Raw genomic sequence first — 19,538 nt, forward strand, 5'->3', positions numbered from 1 at the left:
GTCCGGTGCCGAACCCATCGCAGGAGAACCCCGGGACCCCGCAGGACACCCCGGGAGACGACACCGTCGACACCCGTCACCACCGCCGTCCGCTCAGCTTCGTGCGGCGCACCGCACGCCTGACCCCGGGGCAGCAGAAGGCGTGGGACACGCGCCGTCACCGCTACCTGGTGGACGTCCCGCACGAGCACCGGGACCTCTCGGTGCACCCGGACTGGCAGTTCGACCCGGTCGCGGAGTTCGGCCGCACGGCCCCGCTCGTGCTCGAGATCGGGACGGGCCTCGGCGAGTGCGTCGTGCACGCCGCAGCGACCCACCCCGAGCGTGACCACCTGGCGGTCGAGGTCTACCGGCCGGGCGTCGCGCAGACCATCGTGCGGGCCGGGCACGCCGGTGCCGACCCGGCGGTGGCCGGCGGGGACCCCGGGCACGAGCTCGACAACCTGCGGATCATGCAGGTCGACGCCGCCGAGCTGCTCGGTCACGGGCTGCCCGAGGGCAGCCTGGACGAGCTGTGGGTGTTCTTCCCGGACCCGTGGCCCAAGAAGCGGCACCACAAGCGCCGCCTCGTGACCCCGGCCTTCGCCGAGCTGGCGGCCCGCGCGATCCGGCCCGGCGGCCGATGGCGGCTGGCGACCGACTGGGCCGAGTACGGCGAGGTCATGCTGGAGGTCGGCGACGCCGCCGACGGCTTCCGCAACGCCCACGGACCGGGCGGCCGGGCGCCGCGCTTCGAGGGCCGGGTCATGACCAGCTTCGAGCGCAAGGGCCTGAACGCCGGCCGTTCGGTGACGGACCTGGAGTACGTCCGGGTCTGACTCAGTCGTCCAGCCCACGGGCCCGCAGGGCCTCGCCGAGGGCGTCGGCCCGGCGCAGGGACCCGACGACCAGCGGGACGGCGAACGCGCGCACGTCCGCCTCCCGGCCCCGCGCCCGCTGGGCGTCCCGGACCCGCGCGGCCAGGTCCGCCAGGACCGGTACCGAACGCAGCGTCAGGGCCAGCACGAGCGCCACCCGCTCGGGGTCGACGCCCCACCGGCGGCCCGGCCGCAGCGCGCTCTCCAGGGTGTCCAGGACGTCCTGCGTCGCCGTGGTGGCCGTCACGAGACCGGCGAGGGCCACCAGGGCGACGAGCCGGGTGCTGAGCACGACGGCCTCGACCGGGCCCAGCAGCCACCACTGCACCGCCAGCAGGCACACGACCACCCAGCGCAGCGGGCGGACGTGAGCCCACAGCACGCGGGGGCCGAGACCGGCGAGCGCGTGCAGCGCGACGACACCGACGACGGCGATCCCCGCCCCGAGCGGACCGCGCACGCCCAGCAGCGCGAGCGAGCACAGGCACAGCGCCACCAGCTTCGGGCCGGCGCCGAGCCGGTGCACGGGCGAGCCGCCGGTCGGGGCCGCGGAGGTGGTCCCGGTCATCGGACCGGGGCCGCCATCAGCGTCCGGTAGGCCGGCACGGCCACGGCCGGGACGTCGTCCACCACGACGCGACCCTCGTCGACCACGAGCACCCGGTCGTAGCCGTCCACGAGGTCCAGGTCGTGGGTGACGAGCACGACCCGCTGCTCCAGGGCCGCCAGCCGGTCCGCGATCAGCCGGGTGTTGCGCAGGTCCAGCAGCGTCGTCGGCTCGTCGGCCACCACCAGGTCGGGGGCGGTCACGAGGACGCTCGACAGCGCGAGCAGCTGCTTCTGCCCGCCCGAGAGCAGGTGCGCCGGGTGGTCGGCGTGGTCCGCCAGCCCGTGCCGTGCCAGCTCGGCCGCCACCCGGTCCCGGACCTGCGCGCGGGACAGCCCCGAGCCGCGCAGCGAGAAGGCGACGTCCTCGGCGACGGTCGGCATGACGATCTGCGCGTCCGGGTCGGTGAAGACGAACCCGACCCGGCGACGGACGGCCCGGCCGTGCCGCCGCACGTCCAGCCCGTCGACCAGCACGCGGCCCGACGTCGGGGTCACCAGTCCGTTGAGCAGCCGGGCCAGGGTCGACTTGCCGGACCCGTTGGCGCCGATCACCGCCACCCGCCGCTCGGTCAGCCGCACCGACACCCCGCGCAGCACGTGCCGGCCCTCGCGCCGCACGTGGACGTCGTCGAGCACGATCTCGCTCATCGCACGACCTCCAGCAGCAGCGCCACGCCGACGCCCCCGGTGCCGGCGGCCGTGGCCACGCCCAGCGCCCCGGCCGGTGCCCCGCCGCGGACCAGGCGGGAGTACAGCCGCACGACGGCGATCGCCCCGCTCGCCCCGAAGGGGTGCCCGGCCCCCAGCGCGCCGCCGTCCGGGTTCCAGCGCGGGTCACCCAGCGGGTCCAGCCCCAGGTCCTCGGCCACGACGAGCGCCTGGACGGCGAAGGCCTCGACCAGCTCGACCGCCGCCAGGTCCGCCGTCCCGACGCCGGTGCGCTCGCACACCGTGCGCACCGCCCGCACCGGCGCGAGCAGAGGCATGTCCGGACCGCACGCGACGGTGGCCGCACCGCGGACGCGCAGCCCGGGGGGTCCGTCGGGGACGAGCGCCACGGCGGCGGCCCCGTCGGCGGCCGGGGCCGCCGAGGCCGCCGTCACCGACCCGTCGGGGCCGAAGGCGCCCGGCAGCCGGTCCAGGACCCGGCCGGGCAGCGGTCGGGCGTGCTCGTCGCGGTCCAGGCCGCCGACGCCGGTGACCTCCGGCCCGAACCACCCGGCCTCGTGGGCCGCTCGTACGCGGCTGTGCGAGGCGATGGCGCAGGCGTGCTGGCGCTCGCGGGTGACGCCGCGAGCGCGGGCGAGCCGGTCCGCGGCCCGACCCGCGTCCGGGTCGGCCCACGGGGGCGGGGCGAACGAGGCCCGGCGATAGTCGAGGCGGCCGTGCGACCGCGCCGGGGCGCGGGTCGTGCTCTCCACCCCGCCCGCGAGCACGACGTCCGCGTGACCGGCGTCGACCAGCGCCGCGCCCGTCGCCACGGCCGCCAGCCCGGAGGCGCACTGCCGGTCCACGCTGATCCCGGGCACGGCGAGGCCGAGCCCGGCGAGCGCCGCCCGCCGGGCCACGTTCCCGCCGTGCCCGGCGGCGTTGCCCAGCACCACGTCGTCCACCCGCCCGGCGGCCGCGTCCTGCGCCGCGGCGCTGAGGACGGCGGCGGCCAGCCGTGTCTCGTCCGCGTGGGCGTGCCCGGCGGCAGGACGCCCGACCCAGGTGCGGCGTGCCGCGACGACCACGCTCACCGAAGCACCGTGAGGTCGCCGACGCGCGCGGACGGGTCGTGTCCTGCCACGGCCGCGCCCAGCGCGGACCGCGCAACCTTGCCGTTGGAGGTCCGGGGCATCGCGGCGAGCCGGTACCAGCGGCGGGGCCGTTGCGCGGGGGTGAGCGTCGCGCGTGCGACGCGCTCGAGATGTGCGCGCAGGCCGGACCGCTCGTCGGCCTCGACCACGGCGACGACGACCGCGCCGAACCGGCGGTGCGGCGCCCCGACGACCACGACGTCGCGCACCCCGGGCACCGGGCGCAGCGCCGCCTCCACGTCCTCGGGGACCACGGTGGCGCCGGCGGTGAGGATCGCGCCGTCACCACGGCCGCGCAGCCGCAGCGCGCCGTCGGCGGGCAGCGACGGGGTGCCGGAGGTCGGCAGGTCGGCCAGGTCACCGACCGTGCACCATCCGTCCTCCGTGCGCAGCGGACCGGAGGCGCCGGCGAGGTACCCCGTCGCCGTCCAGGGCGAGCGCACCCAGACCTCGCCCAGACGGGTGCCCGGCTGCGGACGCACCTGGACCTCCACCTCGGGGAACGGGACGAGCCCGGCTCCGGTGTCGATCGCCACGAAGCTCAGCTCGACCGCGCCGTAGTAGGTGACGACCCCGACCCCGTGGGCGCGGGCCCGCTCGTGCTGGACGGGGTCCGTCCCGGCCCCGCCGACCACGGCGGTGCGCAGCCGGGAGGGCATCCCGGCGTCGAGGGCGTCCAGCACGTCGTCGAGACGGGACGGCACCAGGTGGGCGACGTCGGCCGCGGCGAGCGCCGCCGTCGTGGCGGGGGCGGAGGGTGCGAGCGTCACGCCGGCACCGGTCGCCAGGGCGTGCACCGCGGCGAAGCAGTGCAGCGAGCTGGTGAGCGGCCCGGTGACCAGCACCGTGTCCTCGGGTCGGGTCCCGGTCAGCCGGGAGACGTGCTCGAACGACGCCGTCCACGACCCGCGGCTGCGCACCACCGCCCGCGGGCGCCCGGTGCTGCCCGAGGAGAACCCGGCCCAGGCGGGGGTCGACGGGTCCGGGGCGGGCCCGGGGGACGGGGGAGGACCGCCGTGGCCGCGGGGGAGCGGGGTGCGCACCTCGGTGGCCGGAGCCAGGGCGCGCAGCACCTCGGACCGTTGGTGCCCGGGCCAGGCGGGGTCGCCGACCAGTCCGACGCCGCCCGCGTGGTCCACGGCCAGCAGCGCGACCAGGGTGTCCAGCGGGTCGGGGAGCGACAGCACCACGAGGTCGCCGGTGACCGTGCCGGTGGCCCGCAGGTGCCCGGCCCCCGCGACGACGTCGGCCGCGAGCTCGGCGTAGGTGCGGCTGCGCTCGCCGCCGCGCACGGCGACCCGGTCGGCGGCGGGGCCGTGCGCGTGGCGCAGGACGTGGTGGGCGACCGGCACTCAGCCCTCCTGCCCCGGCCGGCGCAGCGCCGACGGGTACGCCCGTGCCACGGCGGCGGTGACGGCGGCGCAGGCCAGCGCCTTGAGCACGTCCCCGGGGAGGAAGGCCAGCGACAGCATCGCCGTCTCGGGCAGGGGGACGCCCGTCAGCGCGGCCTGGACGGGGATCCCGACGGCGTAGACGACGCCCACCCCGCCGGCGAGCGCGGCGGCCAGCACCCCGAGGAAGGTCACGCGGCGCTGCCGCTCGACGAGCCAGCCCACGACGAAGGCGCCCGCGACGAACCCGACGAGGTATCCGGCCGAGGGGCCGACGAACACGCCCAGCCCGCCGCGGCCCCCCGCGAGCAGCGGCAGTCCGGCCGCCACGAGGGCGAGCAGCGTCAGCACGGCCAGTGCACCACGCCGCGCGCCCAGGATCGCCCCGGCGAGCATGACCCCCAGCGTCTGCAGGGTGATCGGGACGGCGTTGCCGAACAGCGCGATCGACCCCGGCAGGCCGAGGACGGCGATGAGGGCGGCGAAGGTCGCGATCCGCGCGGCGTCGGCGGTGGTGGTGGTCCGGGTCGTGGTCCCGGCGACGGTGTCGGTCAACGGTGCTCCTTCGTCGTGCGCGGTGCGGGGGCGATCCCACTCTGCTGTCCCCGCCGCGTGCGGGGCGCCGGTCCGGTCGGCCAGCCCGGCCCCACCATCGTGCACGAATCCCACAAGCGGTTGTCGGGTTCGGCCAACCTCGCGGTCCCCGGGTGGTGGGACACCGCAGCACGACTCACGCTGCGGAACCCGCCGCGACGCGACACGATGCACCGATGGAGCAGACCTACGACGTCATCGTCATCGGGGCCGGCCCCGTCGGGGAGAACGCGGCCGACCGGGCGGCGCGCGGCGGGTTGTCCGTCGCGGTCGTCGAGGCCGAGCTGGTGGGTGGGGAGTGCTCGTACTGGGCATGCATCCCCTCCAAGACGCTGCTGCACCCCGGGGCGGCCCGGCAGGTGGCGCGCGACGCGGCCGGCGTCGCCGACCCCGGCCCGCTGGACGTGTCGGCGGTGCTCGCCCGGCGCGACGAGATGACCGGCGAGGGGGACGACTCCGGCCAGGAGGACTGGCTCGCCTCGGTGGGCATCACGCTGGTGCGGGGGCACGGCCGTCTCGTCGGTGAACGCCTCGTCGAGGTGGTCCCGGCCACCGGTGTCGACGACGACGCCGAGGGGGAGACGCACCGGCTGGCCGCGCGCTGCGCCGTCGTCGTCTCCACGGGGAGCGCGCCGGTGGTCCCGGACGTGCCCGGACTCGCCGCCGCCAACCCGTGGACCTCGCGCGAGGCCACCGCGGCCGAGGCCGTGCCCGAGTCCCTGGTGATCCTCGGCGGGGGCGTCGTCGGGGTCGAGATGGCGACCGCCTACGCCGACCTCGGCGCGCGGGTCACCCTGCTCGCCCGGGAGGGGCTGCTCGAGGGCGCCGAACCCTTCGCCGGGGAGATGGTGGCCGACGCGCTGCGTGCCGCCGGGGTGGACGTGCGCCTCGGGGTCGAGGCCCGGCGGGTCGAGCGACCGGCACCCGGAGGGCCCGTCACCGTGACGGTCGCCGGTGACGACGGGCCCGGGCCCGTCACCGGGGCCGAGCTGCTCGTGGCCACCGGCCGGCGTCCCCGCACCGGGGACGTCGGGCTGGACAGCGTCGGGCTGGAGCCGGGCACGCCCCTGACGATCGAGGACTCGACCGCCGTGCAGGGCGTCGCACGCGACGTCGTCGGGCACCCGTGGCTGTTCGCGTGCGGCGACGTGACGGGGCGGGTCGGGACCACCCATCAGGGCAAGTACCAGGCGCGCGTGGCCGGGGACGTGATCGCCGCCCTCTACGGGTCCGGCGGGGACGGCGAGGCGGCAGCCGCGTCGTCGGGCTCCGGGTGGAGCCGGTACGCCGCCCGGGCCGACCACGGGGCGCGCACGCACGTCGTGTTCGCGCACCCCGAGGTCGCCTGGGTCGGTCCGACCGAGGCCGAGGCGACCCGTGCCGGCCTGCCGGTGCGGACGGTCTCCGTCGACCTGGGCGGCGTCGCCGGCGCCGCGGTCACCTCGCCGCACTACGCCGGACGCGTCCAGGTGCTCGTCGACACCGAGCGCGAGGTGATCGTCGGGGCGACCGTCGTCGGTCCGGACGCCGCCGAGATGCTGCACGCCGCCACCATCGCCGTCGTGGCCGAGGTGCCGCTGGGCACGTTGTGGCACGCGGTGCCCGCCTTCCCCACGGTCAGCGAGATGTGGCTGCGCCTGCTGGAGGCCTACGGCCTGTGAGCCGGGGCGGTCCGCCTGCCGGTCGCTCGCGCCCGGTCCCGCGAGGCCCCGATATCCTGGGGCCCGTGACCACCACGACGAAGCGAGTCGGACTCGCCACCTGCTCCGTCCTGCCCGACCTCGACGCGGACGACCGTCCGATCCTCCCCGCGCTCGCCGCACGCGGCGTGACCGCGGAGCCGGTCGTGTGGGACGACCCGGACGTCGACTGGTCGTCCTACGACCTCGTCGTGGTGCGATCCACCTACGACTACTCCCCGCGCCGCGACGAGTTCATCGAGTGGGCCCGGTCGGTGCCGAACCTGGCCAACGCCGCCGACGTCATCGCCTGGAACACCGACAAGACCTACCTGCAGACCCTCGACGAGGCGGGCGTCCCGGTGATCCCCACGATCTGGCTCGACCCCGAGCGCCACCTCGGCAAGCGCGCCATCCACACCCGGATGCCGGCCTTCGGCGACTTCGTCGTCAAGCCGGTCGTGTCGGCGGGCGCGAAGGACACCGGCCGCTACCAGCCGGTGAGCGCCGAGTCGCGGGCCCTGGCGATCGAGCACGCCAAGGCGCTGCTGGACGACGGCCGTGCCGTGATGATCCAGCCCTACGTCACCAGCGTCGACACCGCCGGGGAGACCTGCCTGGTCTTCGTCGACGGCGAGGTGCAGCACGCGGTGCGCAAGAACGCGCTGCTGACCGGCCCGAGCCGGCCCACCGCGGGGCTGTACCGCAAGGAGCAGATGGAGCCGGTCGAGCCCACCGCGGCGCAGGTCGACGTGGCCCGCCGGGCGATCGCCGTGGCGCACGACCGCCTCGGGGTGACGAAGCCGTTCCTCTACGCCCGGGTCGACCTGGTCACGGGCGAGGACGGCACCCCGACCGTCATCGAGCTGGAGCTCACCGAGCCGTCGCTGTGGCTCAAGCACGCCGGTGACGCGGGGACCGCGGAGCGTCTCGCCGACGCGATCGTCGCCCGCCTCGGCTGAGGCCACCCCGGACACGCATCGAGCGTGCTCACTCGGGCCCTTTCCTGAGCGAATGAGGGCCCGAGCGAGCACGCTCGATGTGCGTGCGGGACGGTCAGGCGAGACCGTTCTCGCTGAGCCAGTCGGCGGCGATGTCCTCGCTGGAGCGCTGCTCCTCGGTGGACTGGACGTTGAGGTCGACCAGACCCTCCGGGGTCAGGGCGGCGCTGACCGGGTTGATGACGTCCGCCACCTGGTCGGCCACGTCGGTGCTGACCAGCGGCACGACGTTGGAGGCGAGGAACAGACCCTCGGGGTCCTCCAGCGTCACGAGGTCCTCGGTCTGGATGCGCGGGTCGGCGCTGAAGACGTTCGCGACGTCCACCGTCCCCGCCACCAGGTCCTGCACGGTCGTGTCACCGGTGGCCTCGAACGCGACGTCGACGTCGTAGACCTCCGACAGCCCCTGCGGACCGTACGGGCGCTCCTCGAGCTCGGCCGGACCGCCGAGCGTGAGGTCCTCGAGGCCGGCGAGGTCCCCGATCGAGGTCAGCCCCTCGGCCTCGGCGAACGCGGCCGTCACGTTGTAGGAGTCCTGGTCGGTGGCCGGTGACTGGTCCAGCACGGTCAGCGACTCCGGCAGGGCGTCGGCGAGCTCGGCGTAGACGTCGTCCGCCGAGGTGGCGGTCGTCTCCGGGTCGTAGTACTGCAGCAGGTTGCCGGTGTACTCCGGGAAGACCTGCACCTCGCCGGCCTCGAGCGCCGGCATGTAGGCGTCCCGCTGGCCGATGGAGTAGTTGCGCTCGACGGTGAAGCCGTCGGCCTCCAGGGCCTGGGCGTAGATCTCGGCGATGATCTCGTTCGAGTAGTAGGCCTGCGAGCCGACGACGATCGTGTCGGAGGACGTCTCCTCGCCGCCGTCGCCCGTGTCCTGCTCCAGCGGGTCCGAGTCGCCCCCGCACGCGGTGAGGGTCAGCAGTGCCGCTGCTGCGCCGGCCACGAGTGCGGTGGTGCGTCGGATGGTGCGCATCTGTGTGCCTCTTTCCAGGTGCCAGGTCGGCGTGGGCCGTCCCAGTCAAGCACGGGGTGCCCGGTTCGTCCTGTTCAGTCGGCGGAGCGTCGGGCCGCGACACCGTGCGGCACGACCGCGCGCTCCAGCAGCGCGAACAGCAGGTCGAGCACGACGGCGAGCACCACGATGACCAGCGCCGCACCGAGGATCTGCGCGAAGTCGCGGATCTGGATGCCCTGGACGATGTAGAAGCCCAGCCCCCAGCTCCCGACGTACCCGGCGAGCGTCACCGTGGCCACCACCTGCAGGGTCGCCGAGCGCAGGCCGCCGATCAGCAGCGGCAGACCCAGCGGGATCTCCACCTTGCCCAGCACCTGACGTGACGTCATGCCGACCGCCCGTGCGCCGTCGACCACTCGGCGCTCCACGGCCTCCACGCCGGAGTAGGCGCCCGCGAGGATCGGCGGGATCGCCAGCAGCACGAACGCCGTCGTCGACGCCCCCACCTTGTGGGTGACCCCGAAGACCAGGACGAGCAGCAGCACCAGACCGAACGACGGCACCGCCCGCGCCGCGCCCGACAGCGCGACCGCGGCCTCGCGCCCCCGGCCGGTGTGCCCGACGAGCCAGCCGGCCGGGACGGCCACGGCCGCGGCGATGAGCACGGACACGAACGTGAACGCCAGGTGGGTCCAGATCGCCTCGGGAAGAGGCAGCGAACCCGACTGCGCGTCGGGGGAGAAGATCCAGGCGATCGCGTCGGCGAAGAGGTCCATCTCACGCCCCCTTCCGGGTCCAGGGCATGAGCGCCCGCCCCGCGAGCACCAGCAGCCAGTCCACCAGCAGCGCGATGACGACGACGGCGACCACGCCGGCGAGGATCTCGGGGATGATCTGGCGCTGGTAGCCGTTGGTGAACAGGTAGCCGAGGTTGTCGATCCCGATGAGGATGCCGACGGTGCACAGCGAGATGGTCGACACCGCGGTCACCCGCAGGCCGGCCAGCACGACCGGGCCGGCCAGGGGCAGGTCCACCTGCCAGAACCGCCGCCACGTGCCGTACCCGACGGCGTCGGCCGCCTGCCGCACGGACGGCTCGACGGAGGACAGCGCGTCGGCGACGAACCGGGTCATGATCGCCACGGCGTAGATCGTCAGCGCGACGATCAGGTTGACCTCCGACAGGAAGCTGATGCCCAGCAGCGGCGGCAGCAGCGCGAACAGCGCCAGCGACGGGATCGTGTACAGCAGGCCCACGGCCGTCAGCACCACGCCGCGGGTGAGGCGGAAGCGGAACGCGAACCAGCCCGCCGGGATCGACAGCAGCAACCCCAGGACGATGGGCAGCGCGCTCTGCCGCAGGTGCTCGACCGTCAGCCGACCGATGAGGTCGAGGTTCTCGACGACCCAGCTCATGCGGTGCCTTCGTCGTCGTCCCCGACCAGCCGGCCCTGGGTGCGGCCCGTGGCGTCCACCAGCACCGTGCCGTGACCGGTCTCCTTGGTGCGCAGCGCCCGGGCGCCCCGCTCGGTGCCGATGAAGCTGGCCACGAACTCGCTCGCCGGGTTCTCGATGATCTCGCTCGGGGAGCCGATCTGGGCGACCTGCGCACCGGTCTCGAGGATCACCACCTGGTCCCCGAGCAGGAACGCCTCGTCGATGTCGTGGGTGACGAACACGACGGTCTTGTGCAGCTCCTGCTGCAGGCGCAGCGTCTCCGTCTGCAGCTCGGCCCGCACGATCGGGTCGACGGCACCGAACGGCTCGTCCATGAGCAGGATGTTCGGGTCGGCGGCCAGCGCGCGCGCCACCCCGACGCGCTGCTGCTGGCCCCCGGAGAGCTGGCTCGGGTAGCGGGTGGCCAGCGAGCGGTCCAGGCCGACGACGTCGAGCACCTCCATGGCGCGGTCCCGGGCCTGCTGCTTGGGCGTGCCCTCCAGCCGCAGCACGGTGGCGACGTTGTCGACGACGCGGTGGTGGGGGAGCAGGCCGCCGTTCTGCAGCACGTACCCGATGCTGCGCCGCAACCGCACGGGATCGCGCTCCGCGATCGACTCGCCGTCGATCTCGATGGTGCCCGACGTCGGCTCCACCATGCGGTTGATCATCCGCAGCAGGGTGGTCTTGCCGCTGCCGGAGGAACCGACCAGCACCGTCGTGGTGTGGGCGGGCACGACCAGGGAGAAGTCGTCGACGGCGTGCGTGCCGTCGGGATAGGTCTTGGTGACCGACCGGAACTCGATCATCGGGTCTGCTCGCCTCCGGGCGCTCGCGGGGATACCGGCCCCAGCCGATCACACCTGGGCGCGGTGTGCGAGCGAACCCGCCGGTCGCGGCGGCTCTCAGCCCACGAGATCGACGCCGACGAGCGTCTCGGTGCGGGACGGGTCGCCGCCCGGCGACGGTTCGGTGAGGTACTGCTCCCAGGCGATCCCGGTCGGGACGAGGCCCTGGGCGGCGACCCAGCCGAAGAGGTGCTCGTAGGCGGGCGCGATCTGGTCGTACTCGCCGCGCACCAGCACCGTGGCCGCGCGGCCGGCGGGCAGGGTCTCGCCGGCGACCTCGCCGTCGTCGGCGAACGGTTCCGCGACCGGGACGGCGACCGACAGGTCGAGGGTCTCGGCGGGCATGCGGTGGCTGATGCCCAGCGGCGGCGCGACGGGTTCGACGCCCGCGCGGCCCAGGGCCGCGAAGATCAGCGGGAACGCCCGGTCGTAGAGAGCGGGGATGTCGGCGAGGGCGACCGTCTCGCGGACCACCGCGAGGTGCTGCTCGCCGCGGGTCTCGATCGTGGGGTCGGTGAACGACGGTGCGGACATGGTCGGACTCCCTCGCGTCGGTGCGGTGGGATCGATCCTAGCGAGCCGGGAGACGAGGAGACGGTCCCGGCGCGTCGCGCCGAGACCGTCTCGATGGGGTGGCTAACCGGGCTTGAACCGGCGACCTCCTGGACCACAACCAGGCGCTCTACCGACTGAGCTATAGCCACCACGGCCGCCGCGCAGAGCTTTGCGGCCGTCGAAAAGTGTACATGGTCAGGGACGTGATCAGGACATCGAGGTCGAGTTCGTGACCGAGGTCTCCTTGATCCGGGCAGCGACCTGGCGGGCGGTCTTGGTGTCCGGACCGGGCTGGGGCACGAACAGCGCCTCGCGGTAGTACCGCAGCTCGTCGATCGACTCCAGGATGTCCGCCAGCGCGCGGTGGCCCCCGTCCTTGGGCGGGGAGGCGAAGTAGACCCGCGGGTACCAGCGGCGGGCGAGCTCCTTGACGGAGGACACGTCGACGATCCGGTAGTGCAGGTGGCCCGTCAGCTCGGGCATGTCCCGCTCCAGGAACACCTTGTCGGTGCCCACGGAGTTGCCGGCCAGGGGCGCCTTGCGCACCTCGGGCACGTGTTCGCGGACGTACGCCAGCACACGAGCCTCGGCGTCGGCCAGCGTGGTGCCGTTCTCCAACTCGGTGAGCAGGCCGGACGTCGTGTGCATCTCGCGCACGAAGTCGTTCATCTGCTCCAGGGCCTCGGCCGGCGGTCGGATGACGACGTCGACGCCGTCCCCGAGCACGTTGAGCTCGGAGTCGGTGACCACGGCGGCCACCTCCACCAGGGCGTCCGCCCGGGTGTCGAGGCCGGTCATCTCGCAGTCGATCCACACGATGCGGTCGTTCGGGTTGCTCGGGCTCACGGGGATCAGCCTACGTTCCGCGCGGCACGGGTCGGGGGAGCGGCCCGCCGCAGCAAGGAGCCCCGGCGGTCCGGACGCTCGGAGAGGTCGCGGTCCGCCGGGGCTCGGTGGACGGGTGGTCGTGCCGGGGCGTCATGCCACGCGGACGCCGGACACGTGGCCGACGGACGGCCGCCGCACCGGGAACAGGTGCCGCAGTCGCGGCCGCCGCGGGGATGCTGACGCCTGCGGGGCGGCGCGCCGCTCCCGGGCATGCCGGGCACGTGCTGCCTCCGCCTGCCGCTCCTCGTGGAGGGCTCGGGCGACGGCATGTGCTTCGAGGGGATGCATGGATCGACTTCTTTCGTGACGTGGGGAGATATGGCCCGGGCCAGGGGCCACCCGTGCGCCCGGAAGGGTCCGGACGACGTCACCGCGGTGTGGTTCGAGGATGCCTCGAGGGGTGGACCGAATGCACGGTCTTTTCTGACAGGGAGCCGGGGGAGGCGTCCGGAGTACGTTTCGGGCCCGACTTCACCCACCGCGGCCGGCCGGGGTGGGTCCCGGGATGTCCCGGTCACGAGGGCGGTCGGCGAGCCGACGACGTCGTGCGTCGCTGTGTCGGTGCCCCCGGCAGGATTCGAACCCGCGACCTAGTCATTAGAAGTGACCCGCTCTGTCCAGCTGAGCTACGGAGGCAAGCGTGCCGAGTTTAGCGGAGCACCCGGACGGTCCGAGCGGGCTCGAGCACGGTCCGTCGCCCGGTCCGTCCGCAACGACCGACGGGGCCTCCCTCGGGGGCCTCCAGAAGGGACGGCCGGCGGTCCAGGGTGCTGGACGCCGCCGGATTCCGGAGTCTCGCCGATCGTGTCGCGCTTCCCCGATCGCGGTGTGTCGGCCGGGTACGGTCGAGGGGACCGACTCCCTGTCGCGAGAGGACCGTCATGGCCAGCAGCGAGCTCCGGCTCCAGGTCGACCTGCCCACCGAGCACGAGACGGGGGTGCCCGCCGACTTCGCCTCCGTGTGGCACACGTCGGCCTCGTTCGTCCTCGACTTCGTCGCCGCGAAGTCCCCGGCCAAGGCGGCCGTCGACAAGACGACCGGGGCCGAGACGGGCGGGAGGGTGATGCCCGCCCGGGTCGTCTCCCGCGTGCGGATCCCGCCGCAGCAGGTGTTCGAGCTGGCGCGCGCCCTGACCCAGCAGCTCGACGCGTGGGAGCGGGAGACTGGTCACAAGGCGGACGGGTCCGGTCCGAAGGACTGACCGCCCTGGTCCGGACGGCGGAAACGTCGGCCGGTCGGCGCGCGCGTTTGGCACCGACCGCCCGGCAGGCCAGGATGTTGGCGTGACTACCTCCATGCGCTCGAGCCGGTTCCTCGGTGGACGGTCCGGCGCCGATGCGGACGCGGAGATCGGTCTCACCGTCTACGACGTCGCCAAGGACCTGCGGCGCGACGTCGCCGCGGTGCGGCTGCCCATGCCCCTCGACGGAGCCGCCGAGGCGGAGGGTTCGCGCGACCGGCTGCTCGCCCAGCTCGACGAGCACCTCCTGCCGCGGATGGCCGAGCTCAGCTCGCCCGCGATCGTCGTCGTCGCGGGTTCCACCGGCGCCGGCAAGTCGACGCTGTACAACTCGCTGCTGGGGGAGGAGATCTCCGCCGCCGGCGTGCTGCGCCCGACCACCCGTGAACCGGTGCTCGCCTTCAACCCGGCCGACGCCGACGTCATCGCCGAGGGGCCGGTCACCGAGCTGTCCCGGGTCGTGCACCACGAGGGCGTGCCCCGCGGCACGGCTCTGCTCGACGCCCCCGACCTCGACTCGTTCGTCCAGGAGAACCGGTCCACGGCCCAGCAGCTCCTCGAGGCCGCCGACCTGTGGCTGTTCGTCACCACGGCCTCCCGGTACGGCGACGCGCTGCCCTGGCAGGCCCTGGCGCGGGCGACCGAACGCGGCGCCTCCGTGGCGATGGTGCTCAACCGCGTCCCGCGCGAGGACCTGGTCACCATCCGCGGGGACCTCATGAGCCGGCTCCGTGCGCACGGCATGGTCGACACGCCGCTCTTCGTCGTGCCCGACGTCGGACCCCACGAGGGGCTGCTCGAGGACAAGCCCGTCGCCCAGGTCAAGCGCTGGCTCACGATGCTGGCCGGGCCGGAGCGGTCCCGTGCCGTCGTGGTGCGCACGCTCAAGGGATCCCTGAACGCCCTGCCGGGCTGGGTGACGTCCCTGGCCGACGCCGTCGAGGCCCAGGCCGCGGCCGCGACGACGCTCCGTCGCACCGTGGAGGCCGAGGTGCCCGCCGCCCGGGGGCTCGCCCGGGACGCCGTCGGCGCCGGCGTCGTCGCGGGTGCCGCGGTCGAGGCACGGTGGCGCGAGCTGTCGGGCACGGCGCGGATCGACCGGCTGAAGTTCCGCGGTGACCACGTCCGCAGCACGCGTCGCGCCGGGCGGATCCGTTCGGCGGGTCTCGACCTGCTGCGCGAGGACATCCGGCAGGCCGCCGAGCACACCCTCACGGCCTCCGGAGCTCGTGTCGCCGACCGGTTGCGTGCCGTGCTGGACGGTCCGGCCGCGCCGCCCGGTGGCGCGGCCGTCCTGCCGGACGCGGACGACCGGGCGACCGACCGCGAGCAGGCCGTCCCCGCGACGGTCTCCGCCTGGGCCGACGAGGCCGACCGCCGGGTCGCCGACGTCCTCGGCGCCGAGCCGTCCCGACCCGTCACCGCGGCCGCCCGGGCGTTCGGGGAGCGCGGTCTGGCGACCCTGCTGCTCGCCGCGGCGGCCGGCAGCGACGACGCGCGCCGGCTGCTGGACCGCGTGCTCGGGGACGTGCTGGACGACCAGGTCGACGCACTGCGCGACGACCTCGCCGACCGGGCCGCCGCCGTCGTCGACCGCGAGGTCGACGCCGTGCTGGAGGGCCTGGACTCACCCCACCTGGCCGACGACGCGGCCTCCCCGCTGCGCCTGCGCCTCGCCGAGCTGAGGAGGCTCACGTGAACCCCTCGCACGACGCGACCCTGCGGGCCCGCACCGAGGACCTCGCCCGGGCCCTCGACCTCGCCGGCCCGCGTCTCGACGCCGCGACCGCCGAGCGGGTCCGGACCGCGGTCGAGGGAGTGCGGCAACGCCTCGACCTCGGCGTCGACCACACCGTGGTGGCGCTCGCCGGCGGCACCGGATCGGGCAAGTCGAGCCTGTTCAACAAGATCTCCCGGCTGTCGTTCGCCGACGTGGGCGTCAAGCGGCCGACGACCGCCCGCGTGACGGCCTGCTCGTGGTCCGACGAGGCCGATCCGCTGCTGGACTGGGTCGGCGTCGACCGCGAGCGGCGCATCACCCACTCGGAGGTCCTCGAGGGGGACGGCGCCGGGGCCATGGCGGGTCTGGTGCTGCTCGACCTGCCCGACCACGACTCCGTCGAGCCGGCCCACCGGGAGGTCGTGGACCGGGTGCTGCCGCTGGTCGACCTGCTGGTGTGGGTCGTGGACCCGCAGAAGTACGCCGACGACGCCCTGCACTCCGGCTACCTGCGTGCCCAGGTCGGTTCGGAGTCCTCGATGGTCGTGGTCCTGAACCAGGTCGACACCGTCCCGGACTCCCAGCGCGACAACCTGGTGGAGGACCTGGAGCGGCTGCTCGCCGACGACGGCCTGCACGACGTCTTCGTCCAGCCGGTCTCCGCGCGCACCGGTGAAGGTGTCGCCCGGGTGCGCGAGGTGCTCGAGGAGGCCTGCGCGCGCCGGTCCGTCGCAGCCGGGCGGGCCGCGGCCGAGCTCGACGCCGCCGGGTCCGCGCTGCTGGCGCAGACGCCGGCGGACGTGCCCTGGCGGCTCGACGCGGCGGTCGACCGTGAGCTCGAACCGGTGGTGGCCGCGACCGGTCTCGACGCCGTGGCCAGCCAGGTGGGTGCCGCGGTGCGCAACCGGTACGGGATGCCGGAGCTGCCCGCGCCGGACCGGGACGCCATCGCCCTGGCGCGCGCACGCTGGCTGACCCGCGCCGGGGCGTCGCTGCGTCCCGGGTGGCAGCGGTCGCTGGCCGAGTCGGCCGCCTCCGCCGACCAGCTGCGCGCCGCGGTGACCGCGGCGCTGCGTGAGGTCGACCTGGACGTGAGCGGCCCGCGGCACGCGCGGGCGCTGCGCCGGGTGGCGTGGGTCTGCCTCGCCCTGGGCGTCGTGCTCGGGGTGGTCGGTGGGCTCGCGCTCGGCGACGTGCTGTCCCTGGCCCAGCCGTGGGGGCTGGTGCTGGCGGCGTCCGGCGGTGCCCTGGTGGTGGCGGCCGCGGTGCTCGCGGTCGTGCGGGTGGTGCAGCGTCGTCGCAAGGCTCGGCGTCGGCAGGAGGAGGTGCGCTCCGAAGGGCGGCGGGCCGTCCGGGACGTGCTGGTGGCCCGGCTGGGTGAGCCCACCGAGCGCGTGCTCGGCGAGCACCGACAGGTGCGCGACCACGCCCTGTCCGTGCGGGAGCTGCCGTCGGCGGCACCGCTGACCGGGAGCCACCGGCTACCCACAGCGGACGAGATCGCCGCGTCGTCCACCGACGCGACCGACGAGGGGGACCGAGCCGGCGCCGTGACGTGAACCTGGGGCGGACGGCCGGCACCGCGCCGGCCCGAGGATCCCAGGAGGACGCGATGAGCGACGCGAAGGTGACCGTGACCGGCTACGTCGGGACGACCCCGGTGCTGCACCTGTCGGCCCACGACGTGCCGTGGACGAGCTTCCGGGTGGGCAGCACCCGGCGGCTGCGTGACGCCGCCACGGGGGAGTGGCGCGACGGACGGACCACGTGGTTCACCGTCAAGGCCTTCCGCGGTGCGGCGCGCACGATCTGCGAGTCGATCACGCCGGGACAGCCCGTCGTCGTCACGGGCCGCCCCTCGACCGAGGAGTGGGTCGACAAGGAGGGCCGGGACCGGTACGCGCTGATCATCGACGCCGACGCCGTCGGCCCCGACGCGAGCCGTGGACTGACGCGGTTCACCAAGGTGACCCACGACGACCCGGCCACGGAGCGGACGCCGTCCGGCTCGGCGACCCCGCCCGACCCCTGGGACGGCGGGGCCGACGCGGCGGAGGACCGCGACGGAGCCCACGACCCCGAAGATGCCCTCGATCCCGCCGCGGAGGCCGCCGTCGCGTAGGCTGGGTCACCGGCCGCACGCCGCGAGGCGGCGTGTCTGCCGGAACCCCAGACGAAGCGCGATCGAACGGTGGAAGCAAGCCAGTGGCTGAGTTCATCTACTCCATGTACAAGGCGCGCAAGGCGCACGGCGACAAGGTCATCCTCGACGACGTGTCGCTGAACTTCCTGCCCGGCGCCAAGATCGGCGTCGTCGGCCCGAACGGCGCCGGGAAGTCGACGATCCTCAAGATCATGGCCGGGCTCGACCAGCCCTCCAACGGCGAGGCGCGCCTCTCCCCGGGCTACACGGTCGGCATCCTGCAGCAGGAGCCTCCGCTCAACGAGTCCAAGACCGTCCTCGGGAACGTCGAGGAGGGCGTGGGCCCGATCAAGGCGAAGGTCGACCGGTTCAACGAGATCTCCGCTCTCATGGCCGAGCCCGACGCGGACTTCGACGCCCTGATGTCCGAGATGGGTGAGCTCCAGGAGGCCATCGACGCCGCCGACGCCTGGGACCTCGACAGCCAGCTCGAGCAGGCGATGGACGCGCTGCGCTGCCCCCCGCCGGACGCCGAGGTGTCGGTGCTCTCCGGTGGTGAGCGCCGCCGCGTGGCGCTGTGCAAGCTGCTGCTCGAGAAGCCGGACCTGCTGCTGCTGGACGAGCCCACCAACCACCTGGACGCCGAGTCCGTCCTCTGGCTGGAGCAGCACCTGGCCACCTACCCGGGCGCCGTCCTGGCGGTCACCCACGACCGCTACTTCCTCGACCACGTCGCCGAGTGGATCTGCGAGGTCGACCGCGGCCGCCTCTACCCCTACGAGGGCAACTACTCCACCTACCTGGAGAAGAAGCAGGAGCGCCTCAAGGTCCAGGGCAAGAAGGACGCCAAGCTGTCCAAGCGCCTCAAGGACGAGCTCGACTGGGTGCGGCAGAACGCCAAGGGTCGGCAGACCAAGTCCAAGGCGCGTCTGGCCCGCTACGAGGAGATGGCCGCCGAGGCGGAGCGCACCAAGAAGCTCGACTTCGAGGAGATCCAGATCCCGGCCGGTCCGCGGCTGGGCAACGTGGTGCTCGAGGCCGAGAACCTGCAGAAGGGCTTCGGCGACCGCCAGCTCATCGACGGCCTGAGCTTCACGCTGCCGCGCAACGGCATCGTCGGCGTCATCGGGCCGAACGGTGTCGGCAAGACGACGCTGTTCAAGACGATCGTCGGCATGGAGCCCCTCGACGGCGGCGACCTCAAGGTCGGCGAGACGGTCAAGATCTCCTACGTCGACCAGTCCCGCGGCGGTATCGACCCGGACAAGTCCCTGTGGGAGGTCGTCTCGGACGGTCTCGACTTCATCCAGGTCGGCAACGTCGAGATCCCCTCGCGCGCCTACGTGGCCTCCTTCGGCTTCAAGGGTGCCGACCAGCAGAAGCCGGCCGGGGTGCTCTCCGGTGGTGAGCGCAACCGTCTGAACCTGGCGCTGACCCTCAAGCAGGGCGGCAACCTGCTGCTGCTCGACGAGCCCACCAACGACCTGGACGTCGAGACCCTCGGCTCGCTGGAGAACGCGCTGCTCGAGTTCCCCGGCTGCGCCGTCGTCGTGTCCCACGACCGCTGGTTCCTCGACCGCGTGGCCACGCACATCCTGGCCTACGAGGGCACCGAGGAGAACCCCGCGAACTGGTACTGGTTCGAGGGCAACTTCGCCTCCTACGAGGAGAACAAGGTCGAGCGGCTCGGCGCCGAGGCGGCCCGGCCGCACCGCGTGACCTACCGTCGCCTGACCCGCGACTGATCCTCCCCTCGCGGGCGAAGCCCGTGACCTCGACGACGTCGGGTCACGGGCTTCGCCGTGCTCCGGGTCACGGAGC

19 protein-coding genes and 2 tRNA genes are annotated in these 19,538 nt (G+C 74.3%); 8 read left to right on the forward strand and 13 right to left on the reverse strand.

Annotation, left to right across the window (positions count from 1 at the left end; all coding sequences use genetic code 11):
- The first annotated feature begins 5 nt into the window (after positions 1-5).
- Positions 6-818, forward strand: a complete 813-nt coding sequence (trmB, locus tag Q6350_RS07615; RefSeq protein ID WP_304603553.1) for a tRNA (guanosine(46)-N7)-methyltransferase TrmB — start codon at positions 6-8, stop codon at positions 816-818.
- Position 819: 1 nt separating this feature from the next.
- Here trmB and Q6350_RS07620 read toward each other — a convergent pair whose 3' ends face one another.
- The 5 genes from Q6350_RS07620 to Q6350_RS07640 are packed head-to-tail and all read right to left on the reverse strand — an operon-like array spanning position 820 to position 5,214.
- The gene (locus tag Q6350_RS07620) at positions 820-1,425 is read right to left on the reverse strand and encodes an energy-coupling factor transporter transmembrane protein EcfT (RefSeq protein ID WP_304603554.1); all 606 of its coding nucleotides are present in this window, start codon (positions 1,423-1,425) and stop codon (positions 820-822) included.
- Positions 1,422-2,114 carry an energy-coupling factor ABC transporter ATP-binding protein gene (locus tag Q6350_RS07625; protein WP_305065883.1) on the reverse strand — a complete coding sequence of 231 codons (693 nt, stop codon included), beginning with the start codon at positions 2,112-2,114 and terminating at the stop codon, positions 1,422-1,424. The genes Q6350_RS07620 and Q6350_RS07625 overlap by 4 nt, the downstream gene beginning before the upstream one ends.
- Positions 2,111-3,208: a beta-ketoacyl synthase N-terminal-like domain-containing protein gene (locus Q6350_RS07630; RefSeq protein WP_305065884.1), complete on the reverse strand. Its 1,098-nt coding sequence runs from the start codon at positions 3,206-3,208 to the stop codon at positions 2,111-2,113. Before Q6350_RS07630 ends, Q6350_RS07625 begins: the two co-directional genes overlap by 4 nt.
- The gene (locus tag Q6350_RS07635; protein WP_305065885.1) at positions 3,205-4,620 is read right to left on the reverse strand and encodes a class I adenylate-forming enzyme family protein; all 1,416 of its coding nucleotides are present in this window, start codon (positions 4,618-4,620) and stop codon (positions 3,205-3,207) included. Before Q6350_RS07635 ends, Q6350_RS07630 begins: the two co-directional genes overlap by 4 nt.
- Positions 4,621-5,214 carry a biotin transporter BioY gene (locus tag Q6350_RS07640; RefSeq protein WP_304607286.1) on the reverse strand — a complete coding sequence of 198 codons (594 nt, stop codon included), beginning with the start codon at positions 5,212-5,214 and terminating at the stop codon, positions 4,621-4,623.
- 215 nt (positions 5,215-5,429) lie between these two features.
- Here Q6350_RS07640 and Q6350_RS07645 point away from each other — a divergent pair, with 215 nt between their 5' ends.
- Together Q6350_RS07645 and Q6350_RS07650 are read left to right on the forward strand one after the other, a co-directional pair.
- Positions 5,430-6,914 carry an NAD(P)/FAD-dependent oxidoreductase gene (locus Q6350_RS07645; protein ID WP_304603559.1) on the forward strand — a complete coding sequence of 495 codons (1,485 nt, stop codon included), beginning with the start codon at positions 5,430-5,432 and terminating at the stop codon, positions 6,912-6,914.
- A gap of 65 nt (positions 6,915-6,979) precedes the next feature.
- Positions 6,980-7,894 (forward strand): RimK family alpha-L-glutamate ligase, encoded by a 915-nt coding sequence (locus tag Q6350_RS07650; protein ID WP_171247555.1) that lies wholly within the window; start codon positions 6,980-6,982, stop codon positions 7,892-7,894.
- A 94-nt stretch (positions 7,895-7,988) separates the two neighbouring features.
- Here Q6350_RS07650 and Q6350_RS07655 read toward each other — a convergent pair whose 3' ends face one another.
- The 8 genes from Q6350_RS07655 to Q6350_RS07690 form a co-directional block, all read right to left on the reverse strand.
- Positions 7,989-8,903, reverse strand: a complete 915-nt coding sequence (locus Q6350_RS07655) for an ABC transporter substrate-binding protein (protein ID WP_304603560.1) — start codon at positions 8,901-8,903, stop codon at positions 7,989-7,991.
- 74 nt (positions 8,904-8,977) lie between these two features.
- On the reverse strand, positions 8,978-9,661 hold the full coding sequence (locus tag Q6350_RS07660) for an ABC transporter permease (RefSeq protein ID WP_304603561.1): 684 nt from the start codon (positions 9,659-9,661) through the stop codon (positions 8,978-8,980).
- Between the two features lies 1 nt (position 9,662).
- Entirely contained in the window at positions 9,663-10,301 is a 639-nt protein-coding gene (locus tag Q6350_RS07665; protein WP_171247560.1) for an ABC transporter permease, read from the reverse strand.
- A complete protein-coding gene (locus Q6350_RS07670) occupies positions 10,298-11,131 on the reverse strand; it encodes an ABC transporter ATP-binding protein (protein ID WP_171247561.1) in 834 nt (277 codons plus the stop codon). The genes Q6350_RS07665 and Q6350_RS07670 overlap by 4 nt, the downstream gene beginning before the upstream one ends.
- Positions 11,132-11,227: 96 nt before the next feature.
- The gene (locus tag Q6350_RS07675; protein WP_304603562.1) at positions 11,228-11,704 is read right to left on the reverse strand and encodes a GyrI-like domain-containing protein; all 477 of its coding nucleotides are present in this window, start codon (positions 11,702-11,704) and stop codon (positions 11,228-11,230) included.
- Positions 11,705-11,798: 94 nt separating this feature from the next.
- Positions 11,799-11,874 (reverse strand) — tRNA-His (locus Q6350_RS07680).
- A 58-nt stretch (positions 11,875-11,932) separates the two neighbouring features.
- Positions 11,933-12,571, reverse strand: coding sequence for an oligoribonuclease (orn, locus tag Q6350_RS07685; RefSeq protein WP_304603563.1), 639 nt, complete (start codon positions 12,569-12,571; stop codon positions 11,933-11,935).
- Between the two features lie 604 nt (positions 12,572-13,175).
- Positions 13,176-13,249: transfer RNA gene (locus Q6350_RS07690), tRNA-Arg, on the reverse strand.
- Positions 13,250-13,494: 245 nt separating this feature from the next.
- On the opposite strand from Q6350_RS07690, the gene Q6350_RS07695 reads away from it, so the two are divergent.
- The 5 genes from Q6350_RS07695 (at position 13,495) to ettA (ending at position 19,462) form a co-directional block, all read left to right on the forward strand.
- On the forward strand, positions 13,495-13,815 hold the full coding sequence (locus Q6350_RS07695; RefSeq protein ID WP_171247566.1) for a DUF3467 domain-containing protein: 321 nt from the start codon (positions 13,495-13,497) through the stop codon (positions 13,813-13,815).
- A gap of 82 nt (positions 13,816-13,897) precedes the next feature.
- Positions 13,898-15,553, forward strand: a complete 1,656-nt coding sequence (locus Q6350_RS07700) for a GTPase (protein WP_305065886.1) — start codon at positions 13,898-13,900, stop codon at positions 15,551-15,553.
- On the forward strand, positions 15,550-17,133 hold the full coding sequence (locus Q6350_RS07705; RefSeq protein WP_305065887.1) for a GTP-binding protein: 1,584 nt from the start codon (positions 15,550-15,552) through the stop codon (positions 17,131-17,133). Before Q6350_RS07700 ends, Q6350_RS07705 begins: the two co-directional genes overlap by 4 nt.
- A 53-nt stretch (positions 17,134-17,186) precedes the next feature.
- Entirely contained in the window at positions 17,187-17,696 is a 510-nt protein-coding gene (locus Q6350_RS07710) for a single-stranded DNA-binding protein (RefSeq protein WP_305065888.1), read from the forward strand.
- A gap of 83 nt (positions 17,697-17,779) precedes the next feature.
- Positions 17,780-19,462: an energy-dependent translational throttle protein EttA gene (gene ettA, locus Q6350_RS07715; protein ID WP_304603567.1), complete on the forward strand. Its 1,683-nt coding sequence runs from the start codon at positions 17,780-17,782 to the stop codon at positions 19,460-19,462.
- Positions 19,463-19,538 lie beyond the last annotated feature (76 nt).

Origin of the sequence: Isoptericola sp. b515, from assembly GCF_030588125.1 — a bacterium.
Classification (GTDB): Bacteria; Actinomycetota; Actinomycetes; order Actinomycetales; family Cellulomonadaceae; genus Isoptericola; species Isoptericola sediminis.